This is a genomic window from Sphingopyxis terrae subsp. terrae NBRC 15098 (genome assembly GCF_001610975.1).
GTDB classification, from domain to species: Bacteria; Pseudomonadota; Alphaproteobacteria; order Sphingomonadales; family Sphingomonadaceae; genus Sphingopyxis; species Sphingopyxis terrae_A.
In genome coordinates this window covers 2481853-2503689 of sequence record NZ_CP013342.1, presented here as the reverse complement: position 1 = coordinate 2503689, position 21837 = coordinate 2481853, and the positions used below count along the sequence as shown (strand labels likewise).

Annotated in this window: 22 protein-coding genes; 6 read left to right on the top strand and 16 right to left on the bottom strand. The window is 67.3% G+C overall.

Features of this window, described 5'->3' with window-relative positions:
- Nucleotides 1–67: 67 nt before the first annotated feature.
- The 12 genes from AOA14_RS12000 to AOA14_RS11945 form a co-directional block, all read right to left on the bottom strand.
- Nucleotides 68–1963: an XrtA/PEP-CTERM system amidotransferase gene (locus AOA14_RS12000; RefSeq protein WP_062901983.1), complete on the bottom strand. Its 1896-nt coding sequence runs from the start codon at nucleotides 1961–1963 to the stop codon at nucleotides 68–70.
- A 13-nt stretch (nucleotides 1964–1976) separates the two neighbouring features.
- A complete protein-coding gene (gene xrtA / locus AOA14_RS11995) occupies nucleotides 1977–3488 on the bottom strand; it encodes an exosortase A (protein ID WP_062901982.1) in 1512 nt (503 codons plus the stop codon).
- Nucleotides 3485–4690, bottom strand: a complete 1206-nt coding sequence (locus AOA14_RS11990; protein WP_062903140.1) for a TIGR03087 family PEP-CTERM/XrtA system glycosyltransferase — start codon at nucleotides 4688–4690, stop codon at nucleotides 3485–3487. Before AOA14_RS11990 ends, xrtA begins: the two co-directional genes overlap by 4 nt.
- A gap of 8 nt (nucleotides 4691–4698) precedes the next feature.
- A complete protein-coding gene (locus tag AOA14_RS11985; protein WP_062903141.1) occupies nucleotides 4699–5745 on the bottom strand; it encodes a FemAB family XrtA/PEP-CTERM system-associated protein in 1047 nt (348 codons plus the stop codon).
- Nucleotides 5746–5762: 17 nt separating this feature from the next.
- On the bottom strand, nucleotides 5763–6623 hold the full coding sequence (locus AOA14_RS11980; RefSeq protein WP_062901981.1) for an XrtA system polysaccharide deacetylase: 861 nt from the start codon (nucleotides 6621–6623) through the stop codon (nucleotides 5763–5765).
- Nucleotides 6624–6668: 45 nt separating this feature from the next.
- On the bottom strand, nucleotides 6669–7826 hold the full coding sequence (locus AOA14_RS11975; protein ID WP_062901980.1) for an XrtA/PEP-CTERM system-associated ATPase: 1158 nt from the start codon (nucleotides 7824–7826) through the stop codon (nucleotides 6669–6671).
- A gap of 23 nt (nucleotides 7827–7849) precedes the next feature.
- Nucleotides 7850–9598, bottom strand: coding sequence for a hypothetical protein (locus AOA14_RS11970; protein WP_062901979.1), 1749 nt, complete (start codon nucleotides 9596–9598; stop codon nucleotides 7850–7852).
- Nucleotides 9595–10617, bottom strand: a complete 1023-nt coding sequence (locus tag AOA14_RS11965; RefSeq protein WP_062903139.1) for an AAA family ATPase — start codon at nucleotides 10615–10617, stop codon at nucleotides 9595–9597. The genes AOA14_RS11970 and AOA14_RS11965 overlap by 4 nt, the downstream gene beginning before the upstream one ends.
- Nucleotides 10618–10631: 14 nt before the next feature.
- Nucleotides 10632–12167 carry an XrtA system polysaccharide chain length determinant gene (locus tag AOA14_RS11960; protein ID WP_062901978.1) on the bottom strand — a complete coding sequence of 512 codons (1536 nt, stop codon included), beginning with the start codon at nucleotides 12165–12167 and terminating at the stop codon, nucleotides 10632–10634.
- Nucleotides 12168–12220: 53 nt separating this feature from the next.
- Nucleotides 12221–12877: an XrtA/PEP-CTERM system exopolysaccharide export protein gene (locus tag AOA14_RS11955; protein WP_058812850.1), complete on the bottom strand. Its 657-nt coding sequence runs from the start codon at nucleotides 12875–12877 to the stop codon at nucleotides 12221–12223.
- 184 nt (nucleotides 12878–13061) lie between these two features.
- Complete coding sequence (locus tag AOA14_RS11950) at nucleotides 13062–14291, bottom strand: pyridoxal-dependent decarboxylase, exosortase A system-associated (RefSeq protein ID WP_062901977.1); 1230 nt, start codon at nucleotides 14289–14291, stop codon at nucleotides 13062–13064.
- Nucleotides 14288–15817: an acyl-CoA ligase (AMP-forming), exosortase A system-associated gene (locus AOA14_RS11945; RefSeq protein ID WP_062901976.1), complete on the bottom strand. Its 1530-nt coding sequence runs from the start codon at nucleotides 15815–15817 to the stop codon at nucleotides 14288–14290. Before AOA14_RS11945 ends, AOA14_RS11950 begins: the two co-directional genes overlap by 4 nt.
- 35 nt (nucleotides 15818–15852) lie before the next feature.
- Here AOA14_RS11945 and AOA14_RS11940 point away from each other — a divergent pair, with 35 nt between their 5' ends.
- From AOA14_RS11940 to AOA14_RS11925, 4 genes are read left to right on the top strand one after another with little or no spacing between them, the layout of a single operon-like run.
- Nucleotides 15853–16854 (top strand): GNAT family N-acetyltransferase, encoded by a 1002-nt coding sequence (locus AOA14_RS11940; RefSeq protein ID WP_062901975.1) that lies wholly within the window; start codon nucleotides 15853–15855, stop codon nucleotides 16852–16854.
- On the top strand, nucleotides 16851–17117 hold the full coding sequence (locus tag AOA14_RS11935; RefSeq protein WP_062901974.1) for an acyl carrier protein: 267 nt from the start codon (nucleotides 16851–16853) through the stop codon (nucleotides 17115–17117). Before AOA14_RS11940 ends, AOA14_RS11935 begins: the two co-directional genes overlap by 4 nt.
- Before the next feature lie 18 nt (nucleotides 17118–17135).
- Complete coding sequence (locus AOA14_RS11930) at nucleotides 17136–17810, top strand: alpha/beta hydrolase family protein (protein WP_062901973.1); 675 nt, start codon at nucleotides 17136–17138, stop codon at nucleotides 17808–17810.
- Nucleotides 17795–18586, top strand: a complete 792-nt coding sequence (locus AOA14_RS11925) for a hydrolase 1, exosortase A system-associated (protein WP_062901972.1) — start codon at nucleotides 17795–17797, stop codon at nucleotides 18584–18586. Before AOA14_RS11930 ends, AOA14_RS11925 begins: the two co-directional genes overlap by 16 nt.
- A 237-nt stretch (nucleotides 18587–18823) precedes the next feature.
- Here AOA14_RS11925 and AOA14_RS11920 read toward each other — a convergent pair whose 3' ends face one another.
- Genes AOA14_RS11920 through AOA14_RS11905 form a run of 4 tightly spaced genes read right to left on the bottom strand, consistent with a single transcriptional unit; the run spans nucleotide 18824 to nucleotide 20721 of the window.
- Nucleotides 18824–19708 carry a pirin family protein gene (locus AOA14_RS11920; RefSeq protein WP_058812839.1) on the bottom strand — a complete coding sequence of 295 codons (885 nt, stop codon included), beginning with the start codon at nucleotides 19706–19708 and terminating at the stop codon, nucleotides 18824–18826.
- The gene (locus AOA14_RS11915; protein ID WP_202988253.1) at nucleotides 19708–20079 is read right to left on the bottom strand and encodes a cupin domain-containing protein; all 372 of its coding nucleotides are present in this window, start codon (nucleotides 20077–20079) and stop codon (nucleotides 19708–19710) included. The genes AOA14_RS11920 and AOA14_RS11915 overlap by 1 nt, the downstream gene beginning before the upstream one ends.
- Nucleotides 20076–20435, bottom strand: a complete 360-nt coding sequence (locus AOA14_RS11910) for a DUF2200 domain-containing protein (RefSeq protein WP_062901971.1) — start codon at nucleotides 20433–20435, stop codon at nucleotides 20076–20078. The genes AOA14_RS11915 and AOA14_RS11910 overlap by 4 nt, the downstream gene beginning before the upstream one ends.
- 7 nt (nucleotides 20436–20442) lie before the next feature.
- Nucleotides 20443–20721, bottom strand: a complete 279-nt coding sequence (locus AOA14_RS11905; protein WP_440512188.1) for a BolA family protein — start codon at nucleotides 20719–20721, stop codon at nucleotides 20443–20445.
- A 28-nt stretch (nucleotides 20722–20749) separates the two neighbouring features.
- Between AOA14_RS11905 and AOA14_RS11900 the strand changes: the two genes are divergently transcribed.
- Nucleotides 20750–21340: a DnaJ domain-containing protein gene (locus tag AOA14_RS11900; protein WP_003049017.1), complete on the top strand. Its 591-nt coding sequence runs from the start codon at nucleotides 20750–20752 to the stop codon at nucleotides 21338–21340.
- A gap of 11 nt (nucleotides 21341–21351) precedes the next feature.
- A complete protein-coding gene (locus tag AOA14_RS11895) occupies nucleotides 21352–21789 on the top strand; it encodes a nuclear transport factor 2 family protein (RefSeq protein WP_003049016.1) in 438 nt (145 codons plus the stop codon).
- Nucleotides 21790–21837: the final 48 nt, after the last annotated feature.

Genomic DNA, 21837 nt, shown 5'->3' with positions numbered 1-21837 from the left:
CCTAGCAGCGAGTTGTTAAGAAGCGGTGGCGATTCAGCGGCTTCGCACCACGCGCGCCGCCGAGAAACTAGATACCAAAAAGCTTCGCCAGCGACTTTTCCAGCATGAAAAATTGCCAGATCAGCCGCCCATGATCGCGGCGGCCCGACTGGTGCGCGACGACAACGCGTTCGATCTCCGCCATGTCGAACCATCCCGTCCGCGCAAGTGTTCCCGAATGGGCAAGCGCGCGCGCCTGTTCGGTCAGCGCGCCGCGGAACCAGTGCGACACCGGCGTCACGAACCCCATCTTGGGCCGGTACAAAATGTCGTGCGGCAGATAGCGCTCCATCGCCTGTTTCAGGATCGCTTTCCCCGTCCCGCCCTTCACCCGCATCGCGGCGGGGAGCGAGGCTGCGAATTCGACGAGCCGGTAATCGAGCAGCGGCTCGCGGGCTTCCAGGCTGACCGCCATGCTCATCCGGTCGGTCTTGGTCAAAATGTCGCCGGGCAGCCAGATCTTGAGATCGGCATATTGCGCGCGGTCGAGCCGTTCGCGCGCCGGCGCCTCGGCCATCGCCTGCCAATAGCGCGTTTCCGCGACATGATCGCCGAGCGCGCGGATCGCGGCATCGTTGAACAATCGCGCGCGCTGGTCCGGGCCGGTGACGCCAACCGCTTCGGCGTAGCCTTCGGCGCCACTCTTCGACAGGCTGGCTAGTGTCGCACGGGCGCGCAGCGGGCGCGGCGCCCAGTCCATCTGCGGCCAGATGCGGGCGAGCGGCCCCAGAAGATTGCGCCGCAGCACGGCGGGGATCAGCGACCGCAACCGTTCCTCCTGATGATGGAAGACCAGCCGGCGATAGCCCGCAAACGCCTCATCGGCGCCGTCTCCCGACAGCGCGACCGTCACCTCTTCGCGCGCCAGTTCGCAGACGCGATAGGTCGGCAGCGCGCTCGCGTCGGCGAAGGGTTCGTCGAACATGTCGGCGATGCGGTCGACCAGCGCGAAATCGGCGGCCGCGACGGTGCGGGTGCGGTGGTCGGTTGCGAAGCGGTCCGCGATCGTCGCCGCATAGGCCGTTTCGTCGAGCGCTGCCTGATCGAAACCGATGGTGCAGGTCTTGACCGCTTTCGCGCTCGCCTCGGCCATCAGCGCCACCACCGCGCTCGAATCGACGCCGCCCGACAGAAACGCGCCGAGCGGCACGTCGGCGACCATGCGGTCGGTGACCGCGGCGCGCATCAGATGGACGAGATGCTCGGCCGCCTCGCCTTCGCTGGCGCGGATGCGGTTCGAAAAATCGGGCGACCACCAGCAGGTCGGGGCCGGAAACGGCTTGCCGCGTTCGAGCAGCAGATAATGGCCCGCGCCCAATTTGCTGACGCCTGCCATCATGCAATTGTCGTCGGGCACATAGCCGAGCGCCAGAAAGTCCTCGACCGCCGACAGATTGGCCTCGCGCCGCAGCAGCGGATGCCGCAGCAGGCCCTTGAGTTCGGACGCAAAGGCGATCGATCCGTCCGACAGCCGCGCGAAATGCAGCGGCTTCACGCCCAGCCGGTCGCGCGCCAGGAACAGGCAACCCCGCTGATGGTCGTGAATTGCAAAGGCGAACATGCCGTTGAGCCGCGACAGGCAATCCGGACCCCACTGCCGCCACGCCGCCAGAATCACCTCGGTATCGCCGCTGGTGCGAAAGCGGTGGCCACGGTCTTCGAGTTCGGCGCGCAACTGCCGGAAATTATAGATCTCGCCGTTGAAGCTGATCGTCACCGCCTCGTCGTCGCTCGCCATCGGCTGCGGGCTGCCTTCGATATCGATGATCGACAGCCGCAGATGCCCCAGCCCGACGCCCGGTGCGGTCCATTCGCCCGATCCGTCGGGACCGCGATGACTCATGGGATGCAGCATCGCGCGCAGCCGCGCGGGATCGACGGGCTTGGCCGTCTCCAGATGATAAATGCCCGCGATCCCACACATATGGGAAGCAGCCCTAGCGCAGTTTCAGCGCGCGGTCAGCCATCGCCTGCGCTCCGCCCGACGCGGAAAGGAAATCGGCGATCGCATCGCGGCCGCCCGCGCGCTCCTCCGCCGTCAGAATCAGCGCCAGCGCGCGCGGATCGCCGCCGAGCAGCCGCGCCCTGAGTTCGGCCAGTTTCGCGGCGCGCGCGCTGCCCGTCGCGCGGCCGTCGACGACATACCAGGTCGCAGCGTCGCGCAGCACCGGGCCGGGATGAAGCAGCCGCTCGGTCTTGGCGCCGTCGACCGCGGGCAGCGCCGCGCTCCACGCCCATTTGCTGTCGGGGTCGATCGCGCCCTGACCGAAACCGACGACCTCGCGGCCTTCGGCCTGCCGTTCATAGCCTCCGATCGCGACCGTGACGCGGCGTCCTGCGGCATCGACGAAATGCCGGACCAACCGGCGGTCGGCACCGTCGAAGCGCGGATGCCAGGCGGCGCCCTCGCTCGCTGCGTCGTGCCAGCCCGGCGGCGGCGCCACCGCCATCGTCGCGGGCAGCGGCGCTGCGCGGCCCCCAATCAGCGCGGCCCACCCCAAAAAGGCGAGCGGCAGCGCGAAGGCGAGCGCCAGAACCGCCGGCGTCGGACCGACAAAGCGCGGCGGCGCATTCAGCCCGGTGATGTCGACCGCCACGTCGTTCGCGGGCCGGTCGAACCAGCGCCGCGCGACCAGCATCACGATCAGGATCACGATCCCGAAGAATATCCAGCCATAGAAGACATGGTCGATGCCCCCCGCGGCCTCGATCCCCCAGATTTCGGCGGCGACCATCGTACCATAGGCGCGCAGCGCATTGGCGGCGACGGTCGTCGCGAGCGCCGCTGCAACGAAGACGATCCGACGCGTCCAGCTTTTGAAACAGAGATGCGCAGCGAACACCGAATAGGCGAGCATCGCGATCAGGAAATTGACCCCCGAACAGGCCTCCGCCACCTCGAAGAAGCCGGCGCGCGTGGTGATGAACACGCCCTCGATCGCCGCGTCGAGCCCCGACAGATGAAGCAGGACGACGCTGATCCGCGCCGTCAGCGTCTGGAGCAGCGGTACCAGTTCCTCGCCGAAGGGTACGAGCAGCAGCGCATAGCCAAGCGGGAAGAGAAGCGCGCGCACGAGCTTTTCACCGAGCACCGCACCGACCGCACCCTGCAGCATCAGGACAAGCCCCAACTGCCGGAACAGGCCGACGCCCGCCGCCTCGCCCACCAGCCAGACGAAACCGCCGCCCGCCAGCCAGATCGTGCCCGGCCACCACCAGGCCGGAGCGAGCGTGCGCAGTTGTGGCCAGCGCTGCTGCACCAGCCAGCCGATCATCAGCACCATCAACAGGCAATGGGTGAATGTCGAACTATGCCACCAGATGCCCGCCATGTCGGCGGCATCGCGCGCGAACAACAGCAGGATTGCCGCCGCGAGCGCGCCAAGCGCGGCGAGATGCCGCTGCCACAGGGACCAGCCGCGCGCCGATGCGATCGGCCGGGCGGTCATTCCGGAAGCCCCAGCAAATCGCCGAGCGGTTCCAGCCGCGCGTCCCACCCGTAGCGCGCGATCATCCGATCGCGGGCGCGGGCGCCCATCTGCGCCGCGGAACCCGGATCGGCGAACAGGCGCGCGATTGCGTCCGCCATCGCAGCGGCTCCGTCGGCGACGAGCAGATGGTCACCCTCGACCGCGTCGATCCCGGTCGCGGCGGCGGCGCTCGCGACGACCGGCCGCGCCATCGCCATCGCTTCGAGCAGCTTGTTCTGCACCCCCCGCGCGAGCAGCAGCGGCGCAACGACGACATCGGCGGCGGCGAGCCACGGGCGCACGTCGGGGACTTCGCCGGTGACGGCAACGCCGGGCAGCCGGGCGAGCAGCCGCACCTCTTCGGTCGGCGCACGGCCAACGATCGCAAAGCGCGCCCGCGGTTCGCGCTGGCGCAGCAGCGGCAGCACCGCCGCCGCAAACCAGCTCACCGCGTCGATATTGGGGCGATAGTCCATCTGCCCGGTGAACACCGCCAGCGGCCCATCGCCTTCATCCACCGCCGCGAAATCCTGCGCCGGGTCGAAACGGTCGGTGTCGATGCCATTTTCGACCGCGACGGCGATGTCGCCGCCAAGGCCGCTGCGCGTCCGGAACAGCGCCGCCTCCGCCTCGCTGACGAACAGGCTGGTATCGACCGAACGTGCGACTTTCGCTTCATAGGCGCCGAGCTTTGCCGCTTCGCGCCGGTGAACCCAGTTCATCGGCTGGCGCCTGTCCTGTTCGGCATAGGTCGCGAATTTGGCCGAATCGACGTCGACAAAATCCATGATGACCGGTCCGTCGAAGCGCGCCGGAAGATATTGCGCCATCTGGCCGGAGAAGGCGACGATATGGGTAATGCGCCCGGTTGCCAGCAAGGCATCGACGTAGGAGGCGACCACGCCGCTGCGGAACAGCCGGTTCGACACCGGCTCGCCGCGCAGCACCGCCTGCGCGAGCGCGATGGGCCGCGAGGCGCGGCGCGCGTCGATGCACAGGCTTTTACAAAGCGGCGCCATTTTCGCCCGCGCCGTTTCGGCCTCGTTCGCATCGTCGGCGAGCGCCGCGACATGGACGGGCGCCAGCTTGCGCAGCGCCTCGAACATGTGCCAGCTGCGTATCCGGTCGCCGCGGTCGGGTGGCCAGGGCGCGCGGTGAACCAGGAACAGGATTTCGGCCATCGCGCCGGTCACCCCAATCCGCGCGCGATCAGCGGCCCGATGCGGTTGGCCGCCCACAGTGGCAGCTTCTTCCACAGGTCGACCTGCAACCGGTATTTGGCGCTGTTCGGGTTGGTGTCGCGCGGCGCCCGGCCTGGCGCGAGCCAGCGCGCATAGGCCAGCGGGCGGGGTTCGAACCCCCAATTCTTCTTGTAGGCGAAGGGCCCGGTGCCAAGCTTCGAACGGCCGAAATCGAAACGGGTGCAGCCGCGCGCGCGGGCATGCCCCATCAGCGCGTAATACATCAGCTCGTTGGCGCGCAGCCCGCGCGCTTCCGCCGTCCCGCCGCCCCAATAGGGCATCACCGTGCCGCGCCAATAGAGGCTGAGCACGCTCGCCACCGGTCGGCCGTCGACGCTCACGGTCAATATGTCGGCATCCTCACCAAAGGCGTCGAGCACCGCATCGAACAGCGCCTTCGGAAAGACCGGCGTGCCGAGGTTGCGAACGCTCGTCGCGTAGATGCGGTAATGGTCGCGCCGCTCGGTGGCATCGCGCCCCGTGCTCACCGACAGATCGCCCGCCAGCGCCTTGCGCACCTCGGCGCGCTGCTTGCGCGGGACGGCGAGCAATTCGGCTTCGTCATCGGCGGCGAGGTCACGCGTGAAGCCGGCGTAGACATCGTCTTCGCAGCGCCACCCCTTGCCTTCGGGCAGCGGACCGCCGCGCAGTTCGACCGACGGAACGCCGAGCGCGCGGGCCAGGTCGGCGGCGCCCTTGGCCAGGGTGGCGGCAACCGCTGCATCGTCCGCCAGCAGCCCGCCGTCGACGGCGAAGCCGCTGCCGACCAGCGCCTGTCCGAACAGCGGCGAGCGGACATGGTGCAGCGGGACGAGCCCCGTCAGCGCGCCGTGCGCATCGCGCGCCGTGACGAGATGGCAGCGGTGCCCCGTGGCCTTCGTGATCGCTTCGCACCAGGCGCGCGTATGAAAGGGGGTCGCATCGGGGTGCGCGGCGACATAGGCGTCCCACGCCGCCGCGTCCGCAAGTGGCGCACCGGCAAAGGCGTCGCTCATCGTTTTGACGGGTGCGTTCACGCCGCGGCGCGCCACGGCCGGGCGCGCTCCTGCTGCGCCGCAAGCAACGCATCGGCGCGCGTCCATTCGAAATCGTCGAGCAGCTTCTTCAGCTTGCCCGCCATCGCGGAGAGGCCAGTATAATGCCGGACCTTCGACCGCAGCGGCGCATCGGCAACGCGCGGCTGACCGGGGTCGATCTCCCACGGGTGGAAATACAGGATCGCGGGATGCCCTTCGCGATTCATCCGCTCGATCGCCCAGCGCGTGAAACCATAAGGAAGCAGTCGCATGAAACCGCCCCCGCCCGCGGCAAGCGTCCGGCCCGCGAAGCGCGCGGTCGTCACCGGCCATTCGATCAGCGCGCTGTCGGGAAGCGGCTGCCAAGCATGGCGCGGGCTTTGCGCCCAGCCATAATGATCGTGCACCACCGGCGCGACGCTGCTCGAATAGGCATAGCCCTGTTCGGCAAGGACGGCATGCGCCCAGGGCGTGCGCGCATCGACCGAAAAGCTGGGTGCGCGATAGCCGCGCACAGGCTGGCCGCCGAGATTTTCGAGGATGGTGCGCGTCTTTTCAAGGTCGGCGGCGAATTCGCCGGCCGTCATCTGGAACACGCGCTTGTGATCATAGCCGTGGCTCGCAAGCTCGTGCCCCGCATCGACGATCCGCCGGATCAGCGCGGGATAGCGTTCGGCGACCCAGCCGAGCGTGAAGAATGTGCCCAGAACCCCGGCCTCGGCGAACAGGTGCAAAACCGCATCGCAATTCGCCTCGACCCGGCATTCGAGCGCCGGCCAGTCGGCGCGATCGATCGTGCGCTCAAAGGCGCCAACCTGGAACCAGTCCTCGACATCGACCGACAGGCCGTTCTGCATCGTCCATCACCTCTGCCGGTCGCATAGCCGAAATCGGCGCTGCCGTCAGGCCGCCCAAACCTGCGATTTTGCGGGGTTGGGGGCGTTTTCGGGATCGCGCTCGACCCATTCGATCAGCAGATCGAGAACCCGCCGCAGCGCTTCGTCCTGTTCGGCAATCCGCGTCTCTAGCGCCGAAATCTGCGCGTGCAGCGCATCGAACTGCGCCGTATCCCGCGGAACCGCGACTGCCGGCGCAGCGGCGTCTGTCGCGGGCGCCGCGAAGGGCGCGCGCTCTGCGCTTGCCACCGGCCATTTGTGCGGCACGGCGGCGTGCGGCGCGCTCGCCGTTGCGGCTTGCGCCACCACCTCCTCGACCGGCAGCGGCGCAAGGCTCGCCTCGTCGATGCCGCGGTCCGATTCGATCTCGGCAATCACATTGCGGACATGTTGGGCGTTGATGCGGTTGAGTTCCTCGACCGCGCCGAACAGCAGCAGGCGACTGACGAGGACGTTGAGCTTGCGCGGCACACCTTCGCTATAATCATACATCAGCTCGAAACTGTCGGGGCTGAAGCTCGGGTTGCCCGTCCAGCCCACCTTGCCGAGGCGGTGGAGGATATAGGGTTCGACTTCTTCAGGCTCCATCGGGTCGAGATGGTGCGTCGCGATCACGCGCTGGCGCAATTGTTCCAGCGTCGGCGAATGAAACAGCGTCTGGCGGAACTCGGGCTGGCCGAGCAGGAAGATCTGCAAAAGCGAATGGCCGCCAAGCTGGAAGTTCGACAGCATCCGCAGCTCTTCGAGCGCCGAGATCGCGAGATTCTGCCCCTCGTCGACGATCAACAGCGTGCGGCGGCCGGCGCGCGCCTGTTCGCGCAGATATTGCTCCATCGCGCGCAGCAGTTCGGCCTTGCTCTGCCCTTCCCATTCGATGCCGAATTGTTCGGCAACAAGGCGCAGCAGATCGTCGCCCTCGACCTGTGTCGACACCAGCTTGACCGCGGTCAGCCGGTTCGGATCGATCGTGTTCATCAAATGGCCGACCAGCGTCGTCTTACCCGCGCCGACATCGCCGGTGATGACGATGAAGCCTTCGCCCTGCGCCAGCCCATAGCCAAGGTAGGACATCGCCTTGCGGTGCGTTCCGCTCTCGAAATAGAAAGCGGGATCGGGCGTCAGCTGGAACGGGCGTCCGGTGAAGCCGTAGAATTGATCGTACATCGCAATAATCCCGTTGTGCTGGATCAGAAGTTGTAACGCAGGCCGACGAGCGCCGATCCGATAAGCTGGCTGTTGAAGCCATCTTGGTCGAAGGCGTTGAGTCCCGCCGCCGCCGTTCCGGTCAGGCCGCGCCAGAAGCGCCGCGAATAGGCCGCCGAGATACCGGCCGACTGGACGTCGGACGCGCCAGGCGAACCATTGTCGAAATAGTTGAGGTAGCCCGAAATGCTGAGGTCCGACGAGGAATCGAGCTGGCGCCCGGCGGAGACGAAAAGATAATAGGCCTCGTCCACCGTGCCGTTGATCGCGCCGAGTACCGATCCGGTCGGCACCAGCAGCTTGCGGCGGTCGTATCCCGCACCGACACCATAGCTCCAGCGGCCATAGCGCGACGACAGGATCGCCTGCACGCCGCTGCTGCGGAACTGCGCGGTTGTCGTATTGGCAAGCTGCGGGGCAAGGCATCCGCCACTCTGCTGCCCGAAGACGCAGGCGTTCACATCGCCGCTGATCGGGTTGCGCGTCGGGTCGAACTGCGTCGGCAGCGCCGACAGCCCTGTGGTCAGCCCGCGCCCGAAGCTCGAAAGTCCGTCATACACGCCAAGCTGGAACAGCGTCCTGTCGTCGGGACGATAGGCGAAGCTGCCGGTATAGACCGTGTCGCCATAGCGGCGGCCGACGCGTGCGGTCAGTGAGGTGCGCGGGCTCGGGCGCCACATCACGCCTGCATCCCAGATCAGCCCGTCGGTGTCGAACGAGAGCTGTCGGGGCTGCGACGTGTCGGTGACAAAACGGCCGTTCGAATCGCGCACCGGCACCCCATTGGTGTCGAGCAGCGGATCGCGCTGGCTAATCTGGACCTTTTCATAGCCCACGCCGCCCAGCAAGGCGACGCTGGGGCTGATCGGCACCGTAACGTCCGCGCGGGCATATTTGCCCTCGAACCGCTGGTCGAGCTGATTGCTATCCTCGCGCTCATAGCCGCCCGAAACCTGCCAGCCGAAGGGCAGATCGCCCGGACGCTGGCCGAGGCTGGCCCAAGCGACATGGTTGGTCGAGCTGTCATAGGCATCGCCGACCGGAACGCCCGGTGCGAGCACCGCGGGCGTATCGATGTCGACCTTCGTATAACCGAAACGATAGCCGGCTCCGAAGTCGAGGTTGCCGATGCGCTTGGTCAGCGTCGGACCGGCATAGATGGAATAGAGATTGGCGACATTGTTCGCGCCGCCGATGAACAGGCCGCTATCGGCGCCCCGACCGTCGGCGCGCGCACGGGTCGCAAGCGCGCCGCCTTCGATATTGAAGCCCTGCATCAGTTCGAGGCGCGCCCGCGCGAGACCGCTGAGCACGTCGGCATCTCCAAGACCGCCCGATTCCCCAAAGCGATGTTCGTAGCGAATCGTGGCTGCCGCCTCGGCGCGGCGCGTCGCGATCACCGCATCGACCCCGGCCGCTACGGTCGTGTAGGTGAGCACGTCGCCGCCATTCTTGAGCTCGGCAGTGAGTACCTGGCCGATCTCGAGATAGGGGCTGACCTCGACCTGGCGGCGCTTCTTCTGCTTCTCGGCGCGCTTGCCGCCCTTGCGGTCGCTTTCGCCGGACGCCGCACCCGAAGCCGGGGCAGCATTGCTTGCGCCCGAGCCCGAGCCCGAGCCCGAACCGGAACCGCTGTCCTGCGACCATTGGGCCTGCGCGCCCGTCGCCGTGCCGGCGAGCAACAACGCCGCGATTGCGGCCACGCCGCGCAAATAAGTCCGGTCGCGCATCATGACGCGCCTCCCTGTCCGTAATAGGTGCCGAAGCGGCGGCCGCCCGGCGAGAATTTCACCCCGTTGAGGAGCAGCTGGATATGCGGGCAACCGCCCATCAGCCCGACCGCATCTCGCAGCGAGGATTCGAGCGTCTGATCGGCGCGCACCACGATGATGAGCTGGCCGACATGCCCCGCGAGCACCGCGGCCGGCGATGCGGCGAGAACCGGCGGTGAATCGAGGATGATGATCCGCCCCGGCGCACCCTGTTCGAGCTGCGCGAGCAGCGTCTCGGTTCGGGCCGATGCCAGCAGTTCGGTGTCGTGCATATGCTGCGTTCCAGCAGGCATGACCTTCAGTCCCGGAATATCGGTCTGGATCAGGCAGTCGCCGAGCGGCAAGTGCGGATCGGCGAGCGCGTCCATCAGGCCCGGCCCATCGGGCAGCCCCAGCGTTTCGAGGACGCTGGGTTTGGCAATGTCGGCATCGATGAGCAGCACGTCATGATCGGCCTCGACCGCAAGGCTGAGCGCCAGATTGACCGCGGTAAAGGTCTTACCCTCGCCCGGATTGGCCGATGCGATCAGTACGCGGTGACCGCGCGGCACGACGGGACGGTTGGCGGTGCCCGCGAAGTTGCGAATGATCTCGCGCTTCACGATACGATATTCTTCGGCGATGCCGGTGACAGGCGCGCCAGGTACCACCATCCCGCGCGCCGCGAGCCGCTCGCGATCGATCTTGCCCTGCCGGTTGGCGGCGATCGCCGGGGCGGCGCGCGCCACCTCCTTGCGCGGCGATGCCTTTGCCGCGGGCGCGGACGTGGTCTCGACCGCCGGTACCGGCGCTTCGGGCGGCAGGATTTCGGGCTGCGGCGCTTCGGCGGCAGGCTTTGCCCTCTTCCCCTTGCGCTCGGGTTCGGGCGGAAGCTGCGACACGTCGATCGTCGGGGCATGCTTCGCGGGATCGAGGCCGAACATGTCGGCCGCGCGTTCGAGCAGCGAGGGCTGGCGCTTGACGGGGCGTTGGTCGTTCATGTCCTTTTCCTCGCTCACGCGACCATGCCACGCTGGACGAATTCGGCGACCAGCAGCAGCGCATAGAGGCCGACGAGCGCCGCGCCCCCGCTGGCAAGCCAGACAAGCCGCTTGCGCCGCTCGACGTGCCGGTCGGGCGTCACGACCTCGGTGATCGATCCGATGACGGGAAGTCCGCTCGCGCGCTCGAGCTTCGCGGCGGTAGCATAGCTTGTGCGCACCTGCGCCAGGCCGAAAGCCGCGCCGATGCCGCCGCCAATCCCGGCGAGCAGGACGAGCGTCAGGAACAGCGGGCGATTGGGCGCCGCAGGGCTGGTCGGCTTCGACGGCGGATCGAGCAACTCGATCCGGATCGCGTCGGTTTCGGTCTGCACGTCGCCGCGCAGCCGCACCTGTTCGCGCTGCGCGAGCAGCTTGTCATACTGTGCCTTCTGCGCCGTATATTCGCCGTTGATCCGGTCATATTCCGCGGCAATGCCCGGGTTCTGGATCTGCTGCGAGGTGATGCGCGCGATGTCGCCAGTGAGCTGCGCCTTGCGCGCCGACAGCGCGCTGACGGTGGCCTGACGCTCGGCGCGCATCGCGGCCAGCGACGAATAGGCGGGGTTCTGCATCCCGCCGCCACCGCCATTGCCTTCGCGGTCGGCCTGCGCCTTGAGCGAGGCGATCTGGCTCTTGAGCGCGATCACATCGGGGTGCGCGTCGGTCAGCCCGCGTGCGCGCATCGATGCAAGCTCGTTCTGCGCGCCCGCAAGCTGCTGCCGCGCGACGCCGCCGCCGACACCGCCTGCGCCCGGCACCGTCGCGGGGGTCGAGGCGAGCTGGCCGTTCGCGGCCGCCAGCGCCGCCTGCGCCGCAACCAGTTGTGTTTCGATCTGGCTGAGTTCGGCGCGCGCCGCATCGACGCGCTGGGCGGGCGATCCGGCGCCGCCCGGAATCAGGCCGATATTCTGCGCCTCGAACGCGGCGCGCCGCCCCTCGATCTCGCGCAGCGATTTTTCGCGGTCAGCGATCTGCGAATCGAGGAATTTCAGCCCCTCGCGTGCATCGACGCGGCCCCCGCGCAACTGATCGTCGCGAAAGACGGTGATCAGGCTGTCAAGCACACCGCTCGCCAGCTTGGCATTGTCGGCGTCCGACAGGCTGCCGATGCCGACGCTCGACGTGATTTCGAAGATATTGTCCTGCTGCGGCACGATCTTGATATTCTTTTGCAGCATCGCGACCGCGCCCGCTTTCTCGCGCTCGCCCGCACCCGCCGGGATCAGGCCGGTGGTCGTCGCGACCTTCTCCAGATTGCGCGCGCTGGTCAGCGTTTCGCGAATCTGGTCGATCTGCTGGCGCCCGCCGAACGATCCGCCCTGCGCATCGTCGGGCAGGATCTGGTTCACATCGACGAGCAGGCGCGCGCGGCTGTCATAGCGGTTCGGGATCGACGCGATCGCCAGCCAGCCCAGGATGCAAATGCCCCAGGCGACCGCGAGCACGAGCCAGCGCCGCGTCCAGACGCTGTGCACCGCAACCCGGAATTCGTCGTAAAGGCCGTTCATCGCTTGTCGTCAGTCCTTGCTGGGCAGTGGCGGTCGGGGGCGCGCAAACGCCGTCAGAACATGCTTTCGGGGATGATGATGACGTCGCCCGGCTGAAGCTTGACGTTCGCCTTGATGTCGCCGCGCTTGATCAGGTCGTTGAGGCGAAGCCCATATTCATGCTGCTTGCCGCTGCCCTTGTCGAAGCGGACGAGTCGCGCCTTGTTGCCAGCGGCATAGTCGCCGAGACCGCCGACCGCGATCATCGCGTCGAGCACGGTCATGTTCGCGCGATACGGAATCGACGCCGGCTTTTCGGTGGCGCCGACGACGCGCACCTGCTGCGAGAAGGTGCTGTTGAAGCTGGTGACGATCACGCTGACGATGGGGTCGGTGATATATTGGCTGAGCGCGAGCTTGATGTCCTGCTGGAGCATCGTCGGCGTCTTGCCGACCGCGGGCATGTCGGTGATCAGCGGCGTGGTGATCCGGCCATCGGGACGCACCTGCACCTTGCCGCCGAGTTCGGGGTTGCGCCACACGAAGATCTGCAGCTCGTCGAGCGGCCCGATGATATATTCCTCGCCGGGCCCTTCCTGGTTCGCGACGAAATTGGCGCTGGGAAGCTGCGGCGCGGTGGTGCCGGCCCCCATGCACCCGGTCAGCGCGGTCGCGGCGATGCCGGAAATCAGCGCGGCGCGGGCGGCGCGAAGCGAGGGGAAGGACGTCATGTTCAATTCACCTTTCGAGCGGACGGGTGCCGCCGCGGCGCCAATCCCCGCAGCAACAGCCAATGCGTCAGGGTCAGCCATGCTGGAAAAGGGTGAACATACCGTTAGTATTGGGATAAGTTGTGTCCGCGCTTGTCGCACATTGTGCCGCTTCGGCACAAAATTTAACCGCGTTCGGTAAGGTTCAGACGAGCATCTCGAGCGCCGGCCCCTGTCCGAGGAATGCAGCGGGGCTCGCCGAGGCGCCATAGGCGCCCGCCTGGAACAGCGCGATCAGATCGCCGACATCGGCGCGCGGCAAGCCAACCTGATCGCCCAGCCGGTCGAGCGGGGTGCACAGACAGCCGACGACTGACACGGTTTCGACGGCCTCGCGGCCGAACCGGCCGGCAACCGCGATCGGATAGTTGCGCCGGATCACCGTCCCGAAATTGCCGCTCGCGGCGAGCTGGTGATGCAGTCCTCCGTCGGTGACGAGGAAAGTTTCGCCGTGGCTGACTTTCCGGTCGACGACGCGCATGAGATAGACCCCGGCCTCGGCGACGAGCCAGCGGCCGAGTTCCATCGCAAAGCCGCTCTCTGCCAGCGCGGCGCCTCGCGCGCCGAGCGTTTCGGCGAGCCGCGCCCCGACCGTCGCAGCGTCGACCGCGCGGTCGCCGGGGAAATAGGGAACCCCCATGCCGCCGCCCAGGTTGACGAGCGGCGGCGTGGCGCCGACCGCCTCTGCAAGCCGCGCCGCGAGCGCGACCGTCTGCGCCTGCGTATCGGCGATCGCATCGGCATCAAGTGCCTGCGATCCTGCGAAAATATGAAAGCCGCGCCAATCGGCGCCGGCATCGATCAGCGTGCGGACCAGCGCCGGCACCGCGTCGGCATCGACCCCGAACGGCTTGGCGCCGCCGCCCATTTTCATGCCCGATCCCTTGAGGTCGAAATCGGGATTGACGCGCACTGCGAGCCGGGGCCGCGTCCCGATACGGTCGGCAATGGCCAGCGCCCGTGCCCCCTCCCCCGCCGATTCGAGATTGAGCGTCGCGCCCGCTACAATCGCCGCTTCCAGTTCGCGGTCGCGCTTGCCGGGGCCAGCGAAGCTGATGTGTTCGGCCACCATGCCGCTCGCCAGCGCCAACGCCAATTCCCCGCCGGATGCCACGTCGAACCCGTCGACGATGGTCGCCATATGCGCGAGTAGCGGCGCGAAGGGATTGGCCTTCATCGCATAATGGAGCTGCACCTCACGGGGCATTGCGGCGCGCCATTCGGCGGCGCGCGCGGTCAGCATCGCGCGGTCATAGACAAAGAGCGGCGTGTCGCCCGCCGCCTCGGCGAGGGCATCGGCACGCCGGCCCCCTATGCGCAGCATGCCGTCGGCGTCGGCAGCAAAGCCGGGCGGGATCGGGCCGTGCGGCTTCATGCCGCCACCCCTGCACCCCATTCGGCCGCGATCGCGACGCGGTCGAGCTTGCCATTGGGATTGCGCGGCAACGCCTCGCGCCACTCGACTGCCTTGGGCTGCATGAAGTTGGGGAGCGTCCGGCGCAGTTCGGCGGCGAACGCCTCGCGGTCCGCATCGGCCTTGCCGCGCACGATCAACTGGATCGCAGCGCCCAGCCGCGCGTCGGGCACGCCGAAGGCGACGGCTTCATAGACCATGCCGGTGGCAACGGCGGCATCCTCGACCTCGGTCGGGCTGACGCGGTTGCCCGCGGTCTTGATCATCGCATCGTCGCGGCCGACGAAATAGAGCAGGCCGTCACCATCGCGGCGCACCGTGTCGCCCGACCACACGGCGATGCCGCCCCACGCCGATGCGGCAGGCGCCGCGCGGAAACGCTCGGCGGTGCGTTCGGCGTCGCGCCAATAGCCCTGCGCGACGAGCGGCCCGCAATGGACGAGCTCGCCCGCTTCGCCATCGGCGGTGATGCTGCCATCGGGTCGGCAGACGAGGATTTCGGCGTGCGGAATCGCACGGCCCATCGAGGTTGGATGCGCGGCGACGAGCGCCGGGTCGAGCCAGGTCGACCGGAACGCTTCGGTCAGGCCGTACATCGGATAAATGTCGGCCTCGACAAAAGTCGCGCGCATCGCGTCGATCAGCGACGGCGTCAGTGCGCCGCCGCTGTTGGTCAGGCGGCGCAGCGATGCGGCGACATCCACCGGCCAATCGACCTCGACCAGTTGCACCCATAAGGGAGGCACCCCGGCAAGCGTCGTCGCGCCGTGCCGCGCCACCGCCTTCACCACATCGCGCGGCGCCAGATAATCGAGCGGCGCCACCGCCGCACCTGCATACCAGGCCGAAAGAAGCTGGTTCTGGCCATAATCGAAGCTGAAAGGCAGCACCGCCAGCACGCGATCATCGGCGCCAAGCGCCAGATAGGTCGCGACACTCTCGGCACCAAGCCACAGATTGGCGTGGCTGAGCATCACGCCCTTGGGCCGCCCGGTCGATCCGCTGGTATAGAGAATGGCGACCAGATCGCCGGGATCGCCCGCCGAAGGGGGCAAGCGCTCCGGATGGCCGTCGATCGCCGCCTCGACCGCAGTCAGATCGCGCAGCGCACAGCCGCCGGGAAGGCCGTCGCCCAGCATGTCGGCCCGCGCGCGATTGGTAAGCAACAGCGCTGCGCCGCTGTCGACCAGAATATGCGCGACCTGCGGCGCCTTCAGCAGCGGATTGACCGGCACATGGATCAGCCCGGCGCGCGCCGCGGCGAGCGGCATCAGGCAGGCGGCGCGCGTCTTCGCGCTCCAGCTCGCCACCCGGTCGCCGGGCCGGGCGCCCGCGGCGCGCAGCCATGCCGCCAGCCGGCCGACACCCGCATCGAGATCGGCAAACGACATCGGCGCGTCGCCGATGAGCAGCGCAGGCGCATCGGCCGCGCCGCGCAGCGCGAGATGGTCGAGGGGGTATGAGGGCGGGTTTTCGGCTTTGGTCATCGGCTGTTAGGACAGTGGTGATAGAGCGCCGCACCATGGATGGGAACGGTGAACATCACGCTAATGATGCCAAGCTGCCCGCCGCAGCACGCGGCATGGGCCATGCTTCGCCGTTCGACCGTCCCCAATGGTTCGACCTGCTCGCCGCGCACGGATTTGCCGGAGAAGGCCGAATCGATGCGGTGGGCTCCGCAGGCGAAACCGCGGCGTGGCTACCGCTTCGGCGTGAAAAATCGGGCGCGGTTTCCGGGCTTGCCAACTGGTACAGCTTTGCGATCCGCCCGCTTTATACCGGCCAGGGCGACCATATGGCGGCGCTGCGCGACCTGTTCGCACGCGCCCGCGCCGAGGCCGCACGCCTGACGATCTATCCCGTGCCCGATGCCGAAAAGGACAGCATCGCAACCGCGATGCGCGCCGCCGGATGGTGGGTGCGCGCGGTGCCGGCGGGCGATCGCCACTGGCTCGACCTGACGGGGCTCGATCATGACGGCTGGTGGGCCACCCGCCCCGGCGCGCTGCGCAGCACGGTCCAGCGCAAGGCGAAAAAGAATATTGTCGCGATCGAGATTCTGACCGCATTCGACGCCGATGCCTGGGCGGCCTATGAGCATATCTACGCCGCGAGCTGGAAGCCCGAAGAGGGCAACCCCGCTCTGCTCCGCGCCTTTGCCGAAGAAGAAAGCGCGCGCGGCACCTTTCGCATGGGGCTGGCGCGGATCGACGGCGAAGCGGTGGCGGCGCAATATTGGACGGTGGAGGACGGCACCGCCTTCATCCACAAGCTCGCGCATGTCGAGGACAGTCTGAAGGCATCGCCCGGCACCCTGCTTTCGGCGGCTCTGTTTCGCCATGTCATCGCGGTCGATGGCGTGCGCCGTATCGATTTCGGGACGGGCAACGACGCCTACAAGCGCGACTGGATGAACCGGCACGAGCCCTTGTGGCGATTGGAGGCTTTCAATCGCGGGCGCATCGCGGCATGGGGACCGGCATTGAAGGCCTTTGCCCGTTCGCTGCTCAGGAAAGACCCATGACCGAAGTCCATAAAGTCGACGCCACCCTTCGCGCCCTGCTCGCCGACGTCCTCGGCCTTGGCGCCGAACGCGCGGCAGCGCTGACCGAAGACAGCGGCCTGTTCGGCGAACTGCCCGAATTCGATTCCATGGCCGTCGCAACCGTGCTGACCGAGATGGAGGACCGTCTCGGCATCCTGATCGACGATGACGACGTCGACGGCGAAATCTTCGAAACCTATGGCAATCTGCTGCGCTTCGCCGAACGCAAGGTTCAGGGCTGACCGACATGCGAGGGGCGAATGGACGAGCATAGGCTTCGCATCGCGCCCGTCGGCACGCCCCGCGCGACGATCCTGGTCGCGGCCCCCTTGTTCGAGGAAGCGAACCGCAGCCGCCGCACTATCGTACGCGCGATGCGCGCCTTGGCGGCGCAAGGTTTCGCCGCCGTGCTTCCCGACCTGCCGGGCCAGAATGAAAGCCCCGTCGCGCTCGCCGATGTCGATTTGAACCGGTGGCAGAGCGCCTTTGCCGAGACGGCCGGTGAAATAGAGGGGCCGATCATTATCGTCGCGCTGCGCGGCGGCGCGCTGATCGACCATCAGGCCGCGGCCGCCGCATGGTGGCGGCTGGCGCCCGTCGGCGGCAGCTCGCTGCTCCGCACCCTGCTGCGTGCGCGCGTCAGCGCCGATCGCGAGGCGGGCGTGACATCTTCGCTCGACAGCCTTCAGGAACAGGCGAAAAGCGAGCCCTTGCTGCTCGCCGGCAATTGCTTGTCGCCGGCGATGGTCGCGTCCCTCGCGACAAGCGAGCCGCAGGCGGTCACGCCGCTGCGCACTGTGGCGCTGGGCAGCGGCGACGAAGCGATTGCCGGCACGCCGCTGTGGCTGCGCGCCGAACCGGGCGAAGACGCCGCCATGGCTGACGCGATGGCGGCCGACATCGCCGCATGGAGCCGGACATGCGGCATCAGCTGACCTTCCTCTGCGAAGGCGCGGCGCTGGCCGCAAGCTTCGACGATGCGCCGGGCACGACCGGGCTGCTGATCGTGTCGGGCGGCAACGAGATTCGCAGCGGCGCGCATCGCGGCATGGCGATGCTGGCACAGCGGATCGCGGCGGCGGGTCACCCGGCCTTTCGCTTCGATCGCCGCGGGATCGGCGACAGCGAAGGCGAGAATGGCGGCTATATGCACAGCGGCCCCGACATCGCCGCCGCGATCGCCGCGTTTCGCACGGCCGCGCCGCACGTCACCCGCATCATTGCCTTCGGCAATTGCGATGCCGCGAGCGCGCTGCTGCTGCACCAGCCGCTCCCACTCGACGGTCTGATCCTCGCCAATCCGTGGACTTATGATGATGCGGAATCGGATGCAGGCGAACAGCCGGCGCTGCCGCCAGCCTCGGCGATCCGCGCACGCTATCTGGCGCGGATCAAGGATCCGAAAAGCCTGCTGCGCCTGCTGAAGGGCGAGATCGATATCGGCAAACTGGTCCGCGGCCTGTCGGCGATGAAACGGACGCCGCAAGCCGCCGCACCCGACAGCCTCGCCGCGCGCCTCGACGCGGCGATGACCGCGCTGGCTTGCCCCGCGACGATCCTGCTCGCGACCGGCGACCGCACCGCGCAGGCATTCATCGCGCATTGCCGGCCCGCAAACATCCCGGTCAAGCGTCTCGACAGCGCGTCGCACAGCTTCGCGGGCGGCGACGCGGACTGGCTGTTTGCAAGGATATTGGAACGGCTGCGCTGACGGCGGCTTTGGGATCGAATGCGGACATTGCCACTTCCCCACCCGCTCACCCTGAGCTTGTAGAAGGGTGAACGGAGTGTGGTAGGCGAGCCTATTCGCCTTTCGTCATCCCGGACTTGATCCGGGATCCATTGTTCCGACGCTGCGTGAATGGATCCCAGATCAAGTCCGAGATGACGGTGAAGAAAGTCGTTCGGCGCGACCCGCGAAAGGTAGGCCCTGCAAGCTCGCAATCGATCACGGATAGCCCGGCGTCTTGGGCGCGTCGGGCAGCGGGATGAATTCTTCGCTGTCGCCCGCGACCAGCGGGAAATTGCCGTCCTTCCAGTCGTGCTTCGCCTGATTGATCCGGTCGCGCGAAGAGCTGACGAAATTCCACCACAGGTGCCGCGGGGTGCGGAAGGCTTCGCCGCCGAGCAGCATCACGCGCGCGTCGGTGGCGGCGCGCAGCGTCATCGCCTGCCCCGGCTTCAATATATAGAGGCTGTAACGGTCGAGCGCTTCGCCATCGAGGGTCGCGTCGCCCATCGCGACCAGCACCGCCCGCTCATCGGCCTCCGCCTCAATCGGCAGGCTGGCTCCCGCCGCCATCAATATGTCAGCATAGATGGTCGCGGCGTGCTGGGTGATCGGCGATGTCGCGCCCCATAGCGTCCCCATGATCACGCGTGCCGACACCTTGCCGTCCTCAATCAGCGGCAGATCTTCCTTGGCGACATGTTCGAACGCCGGGTCGATCTCTTCTTTGCCGTCGGGCAGCGCCAGCCACGTCTGCATGCCCGAGATCGGCGATCCGGTCGCGCGTTCGGCCGCGGGCGTGCGCTCCGAATGGACGATGCCGCGCCCGGCGGTCATCAGGTTGCACGCGCCCGGCCGGATCGTCGCCCACGTACCAAGACTGTCGCGATGGTCGATCGCGCCTTCGAACAAATAGGTGACGGTGGCGAGGTTGATGTGCGGATGCGGGCGCACGTCCATCCCCTGCCCGATGTCGAAATGCGCCGGTCCGAACTGATCGACGAAGATGAAGGGGCCGACCATCGTCCGCTCCTTGTTCGGCAGCGTGCGCCGCACATCGAAAGCCCCGATGTCATGGGTCGAGGGGGTAATGACGGTGAACATCAGCCGATCCTTTCCAGCCTGTGGCGCGTCTTGTCGGTTTCGACCGTGCCGGTGTTGCGCGTCGATCCCGGTTCGAGCAGCAGCACATGGCACTCGCCGTCCAGCGCCTCGGGACAATGTTCGGTTCCGTGCGGCACGATGATGAATTCGCCCGGCCCGACGATCACGTCGCCGCTACGCAGGCCCATCTTCATCCGGCCCTGCACCACCAGAAACAATTCATCTTCCGTTTCATGGTGATGCCAGTCGAACTTGCCTTCGAATTTGACCAGCCTGACCTGAAAATCATTGATGTCGCCGGCGACACGCGGGTTCCAGTGATCGTGGAAGGTCGCAAAGGCTGCGGCGAGGTTGACCTTGCCGATCGTCATGGCGCGGGCGCCCGCAATATCTTGTCCATCGCCTTGCCCTTCGCCAGTTCGTCGATCAGCTTGTCGAGATAGCGTATCTCGCGCATCAGCGGATCGTCGATTTCTTCGATACGCACGCCGCAGATGACGCCGCGAATCTGCGTGCGTGCCGCATTCATCGCCGGCGCGCCCGCGATAAAGCCGGCGTAATCGGTGCCGGCCGCGAGCAAAGCCTCGAGCTCCTGCTGGCAGTAGCCGGTGAGCCAACCGATAACCTGATCCACCTCGGCCTTCGTTCGTCCCTTGCGTTCGGCCTTGGTGACCAGCAGCGGGTAAACCTTCGCGAAGCTCATCCGATAGATGCGATGCTCGGTCATCCGCGCCTCATTCGCCCGGCGCGAGCGCCCGGATCGCCAGCGCGTGAACGCGGTTGCCCGGCATGTCGCCGAGCGCCTTGTTTACTGCCCGCTGGCGCGCGACGCGGGTCTGGCCCGCGAAGCCCGCCCATCGGATCGTCAGGCTGAAATGCGATTCGCCGCTGCCGTCATCGCCGGCGTGGCCGTGATGCGCCGCGCTGTCGTTATTCAGGGTGAAATCGGCGTCGGGGAAAGCCGCGGCGAGCAGCGTTTCCATTTCGCGTTGGGCTGGACCTTTTTGCGTCATGCCTCCATGTTGGGAGCAGATACCCAGCATGACAAGCCCCCGCTCCCCCCGATTCCACGGCCGCGTTCCGCGTGAGGCCCCTTGCGCGGTTCCCGGCTGCCAAGAGCCCGGCGAATTTCGCGCCCCCGCTTCGCCGCACCGCTCGCCCGACGGACCGCCACCCTATCGCTGGCTGTGCCTCGACCATGTTCGCGAATTCAACGCGGGCTATAATTATTTCGAGGGCATGAACGCCGACCAGATCATGGCCGCGCAGTCGCCGACCGCGGGTTGGGAGACCGAAAGCCGCACCTTTCGCGCTGCCGGCAGCGCCGACCTGCCGCCGCGCTGGGCCGATTTCAAGGATCCGATGGATGCTCTCGGCGCGCGCTTTCGCCAGCGCATGGACGAGGCGCGGCGCGAAGCCGCCGACCCGCGCTTCACCCGCGAGGAGCATCGCGCGCTGCAGCTGATGGGGCTCGCCACCGATGCCGACCGCGCGGCGCTGCGCCGCCGCTACAGCGAGCTGGTGCGCAAATATCACCCCGACCGCAACGGCGGCGACCGCAGCCATGAGGTGCGGCTGGGCGAAGTCGTCGCGGCCTATCAATTGCTGCGCAAGGCCAGGCCATTTGCATAGGAGAGGCACGGATGAGCGAACTCGACGCGGCGCGGATCGAAACGGTGAAACGCCATATGGCGCTGGAGATCACCCACGACTGGGACGGAGTGATCGCGACATTCGATCATCCACGTTACGAACTGCTCGGCCCCGGCACCGTCTTTGACGGCGAGGCCGCAGTGCGATCCTATTTCGCCGCGTCGCGCGAACCCTTTCCCGATCAGGCGAACGAGATCATCGCGATCGCCGCCGACGCAGCGACCGACACGGTGCTCGTCGAATTCTGGCTGACCGGCACGCACCTCGGCCCGCTGAAGCTGGGGCTACGAACCGTCGAGCCGACGGGCAAGGCGTTTCGCATTCGCATGGCGGCGAGTTTCGAATTCGCCCCCGGCAGCGACCGGATCGTCTGCGAGCGCCCCTATTACGACCAGTCGGCGGTGATGAAGGCGCTTGATCTGTTCTGAATAAGGCGTTGCATGGGGCAACCCATCGCGATACCGCGCTCCCAAGGT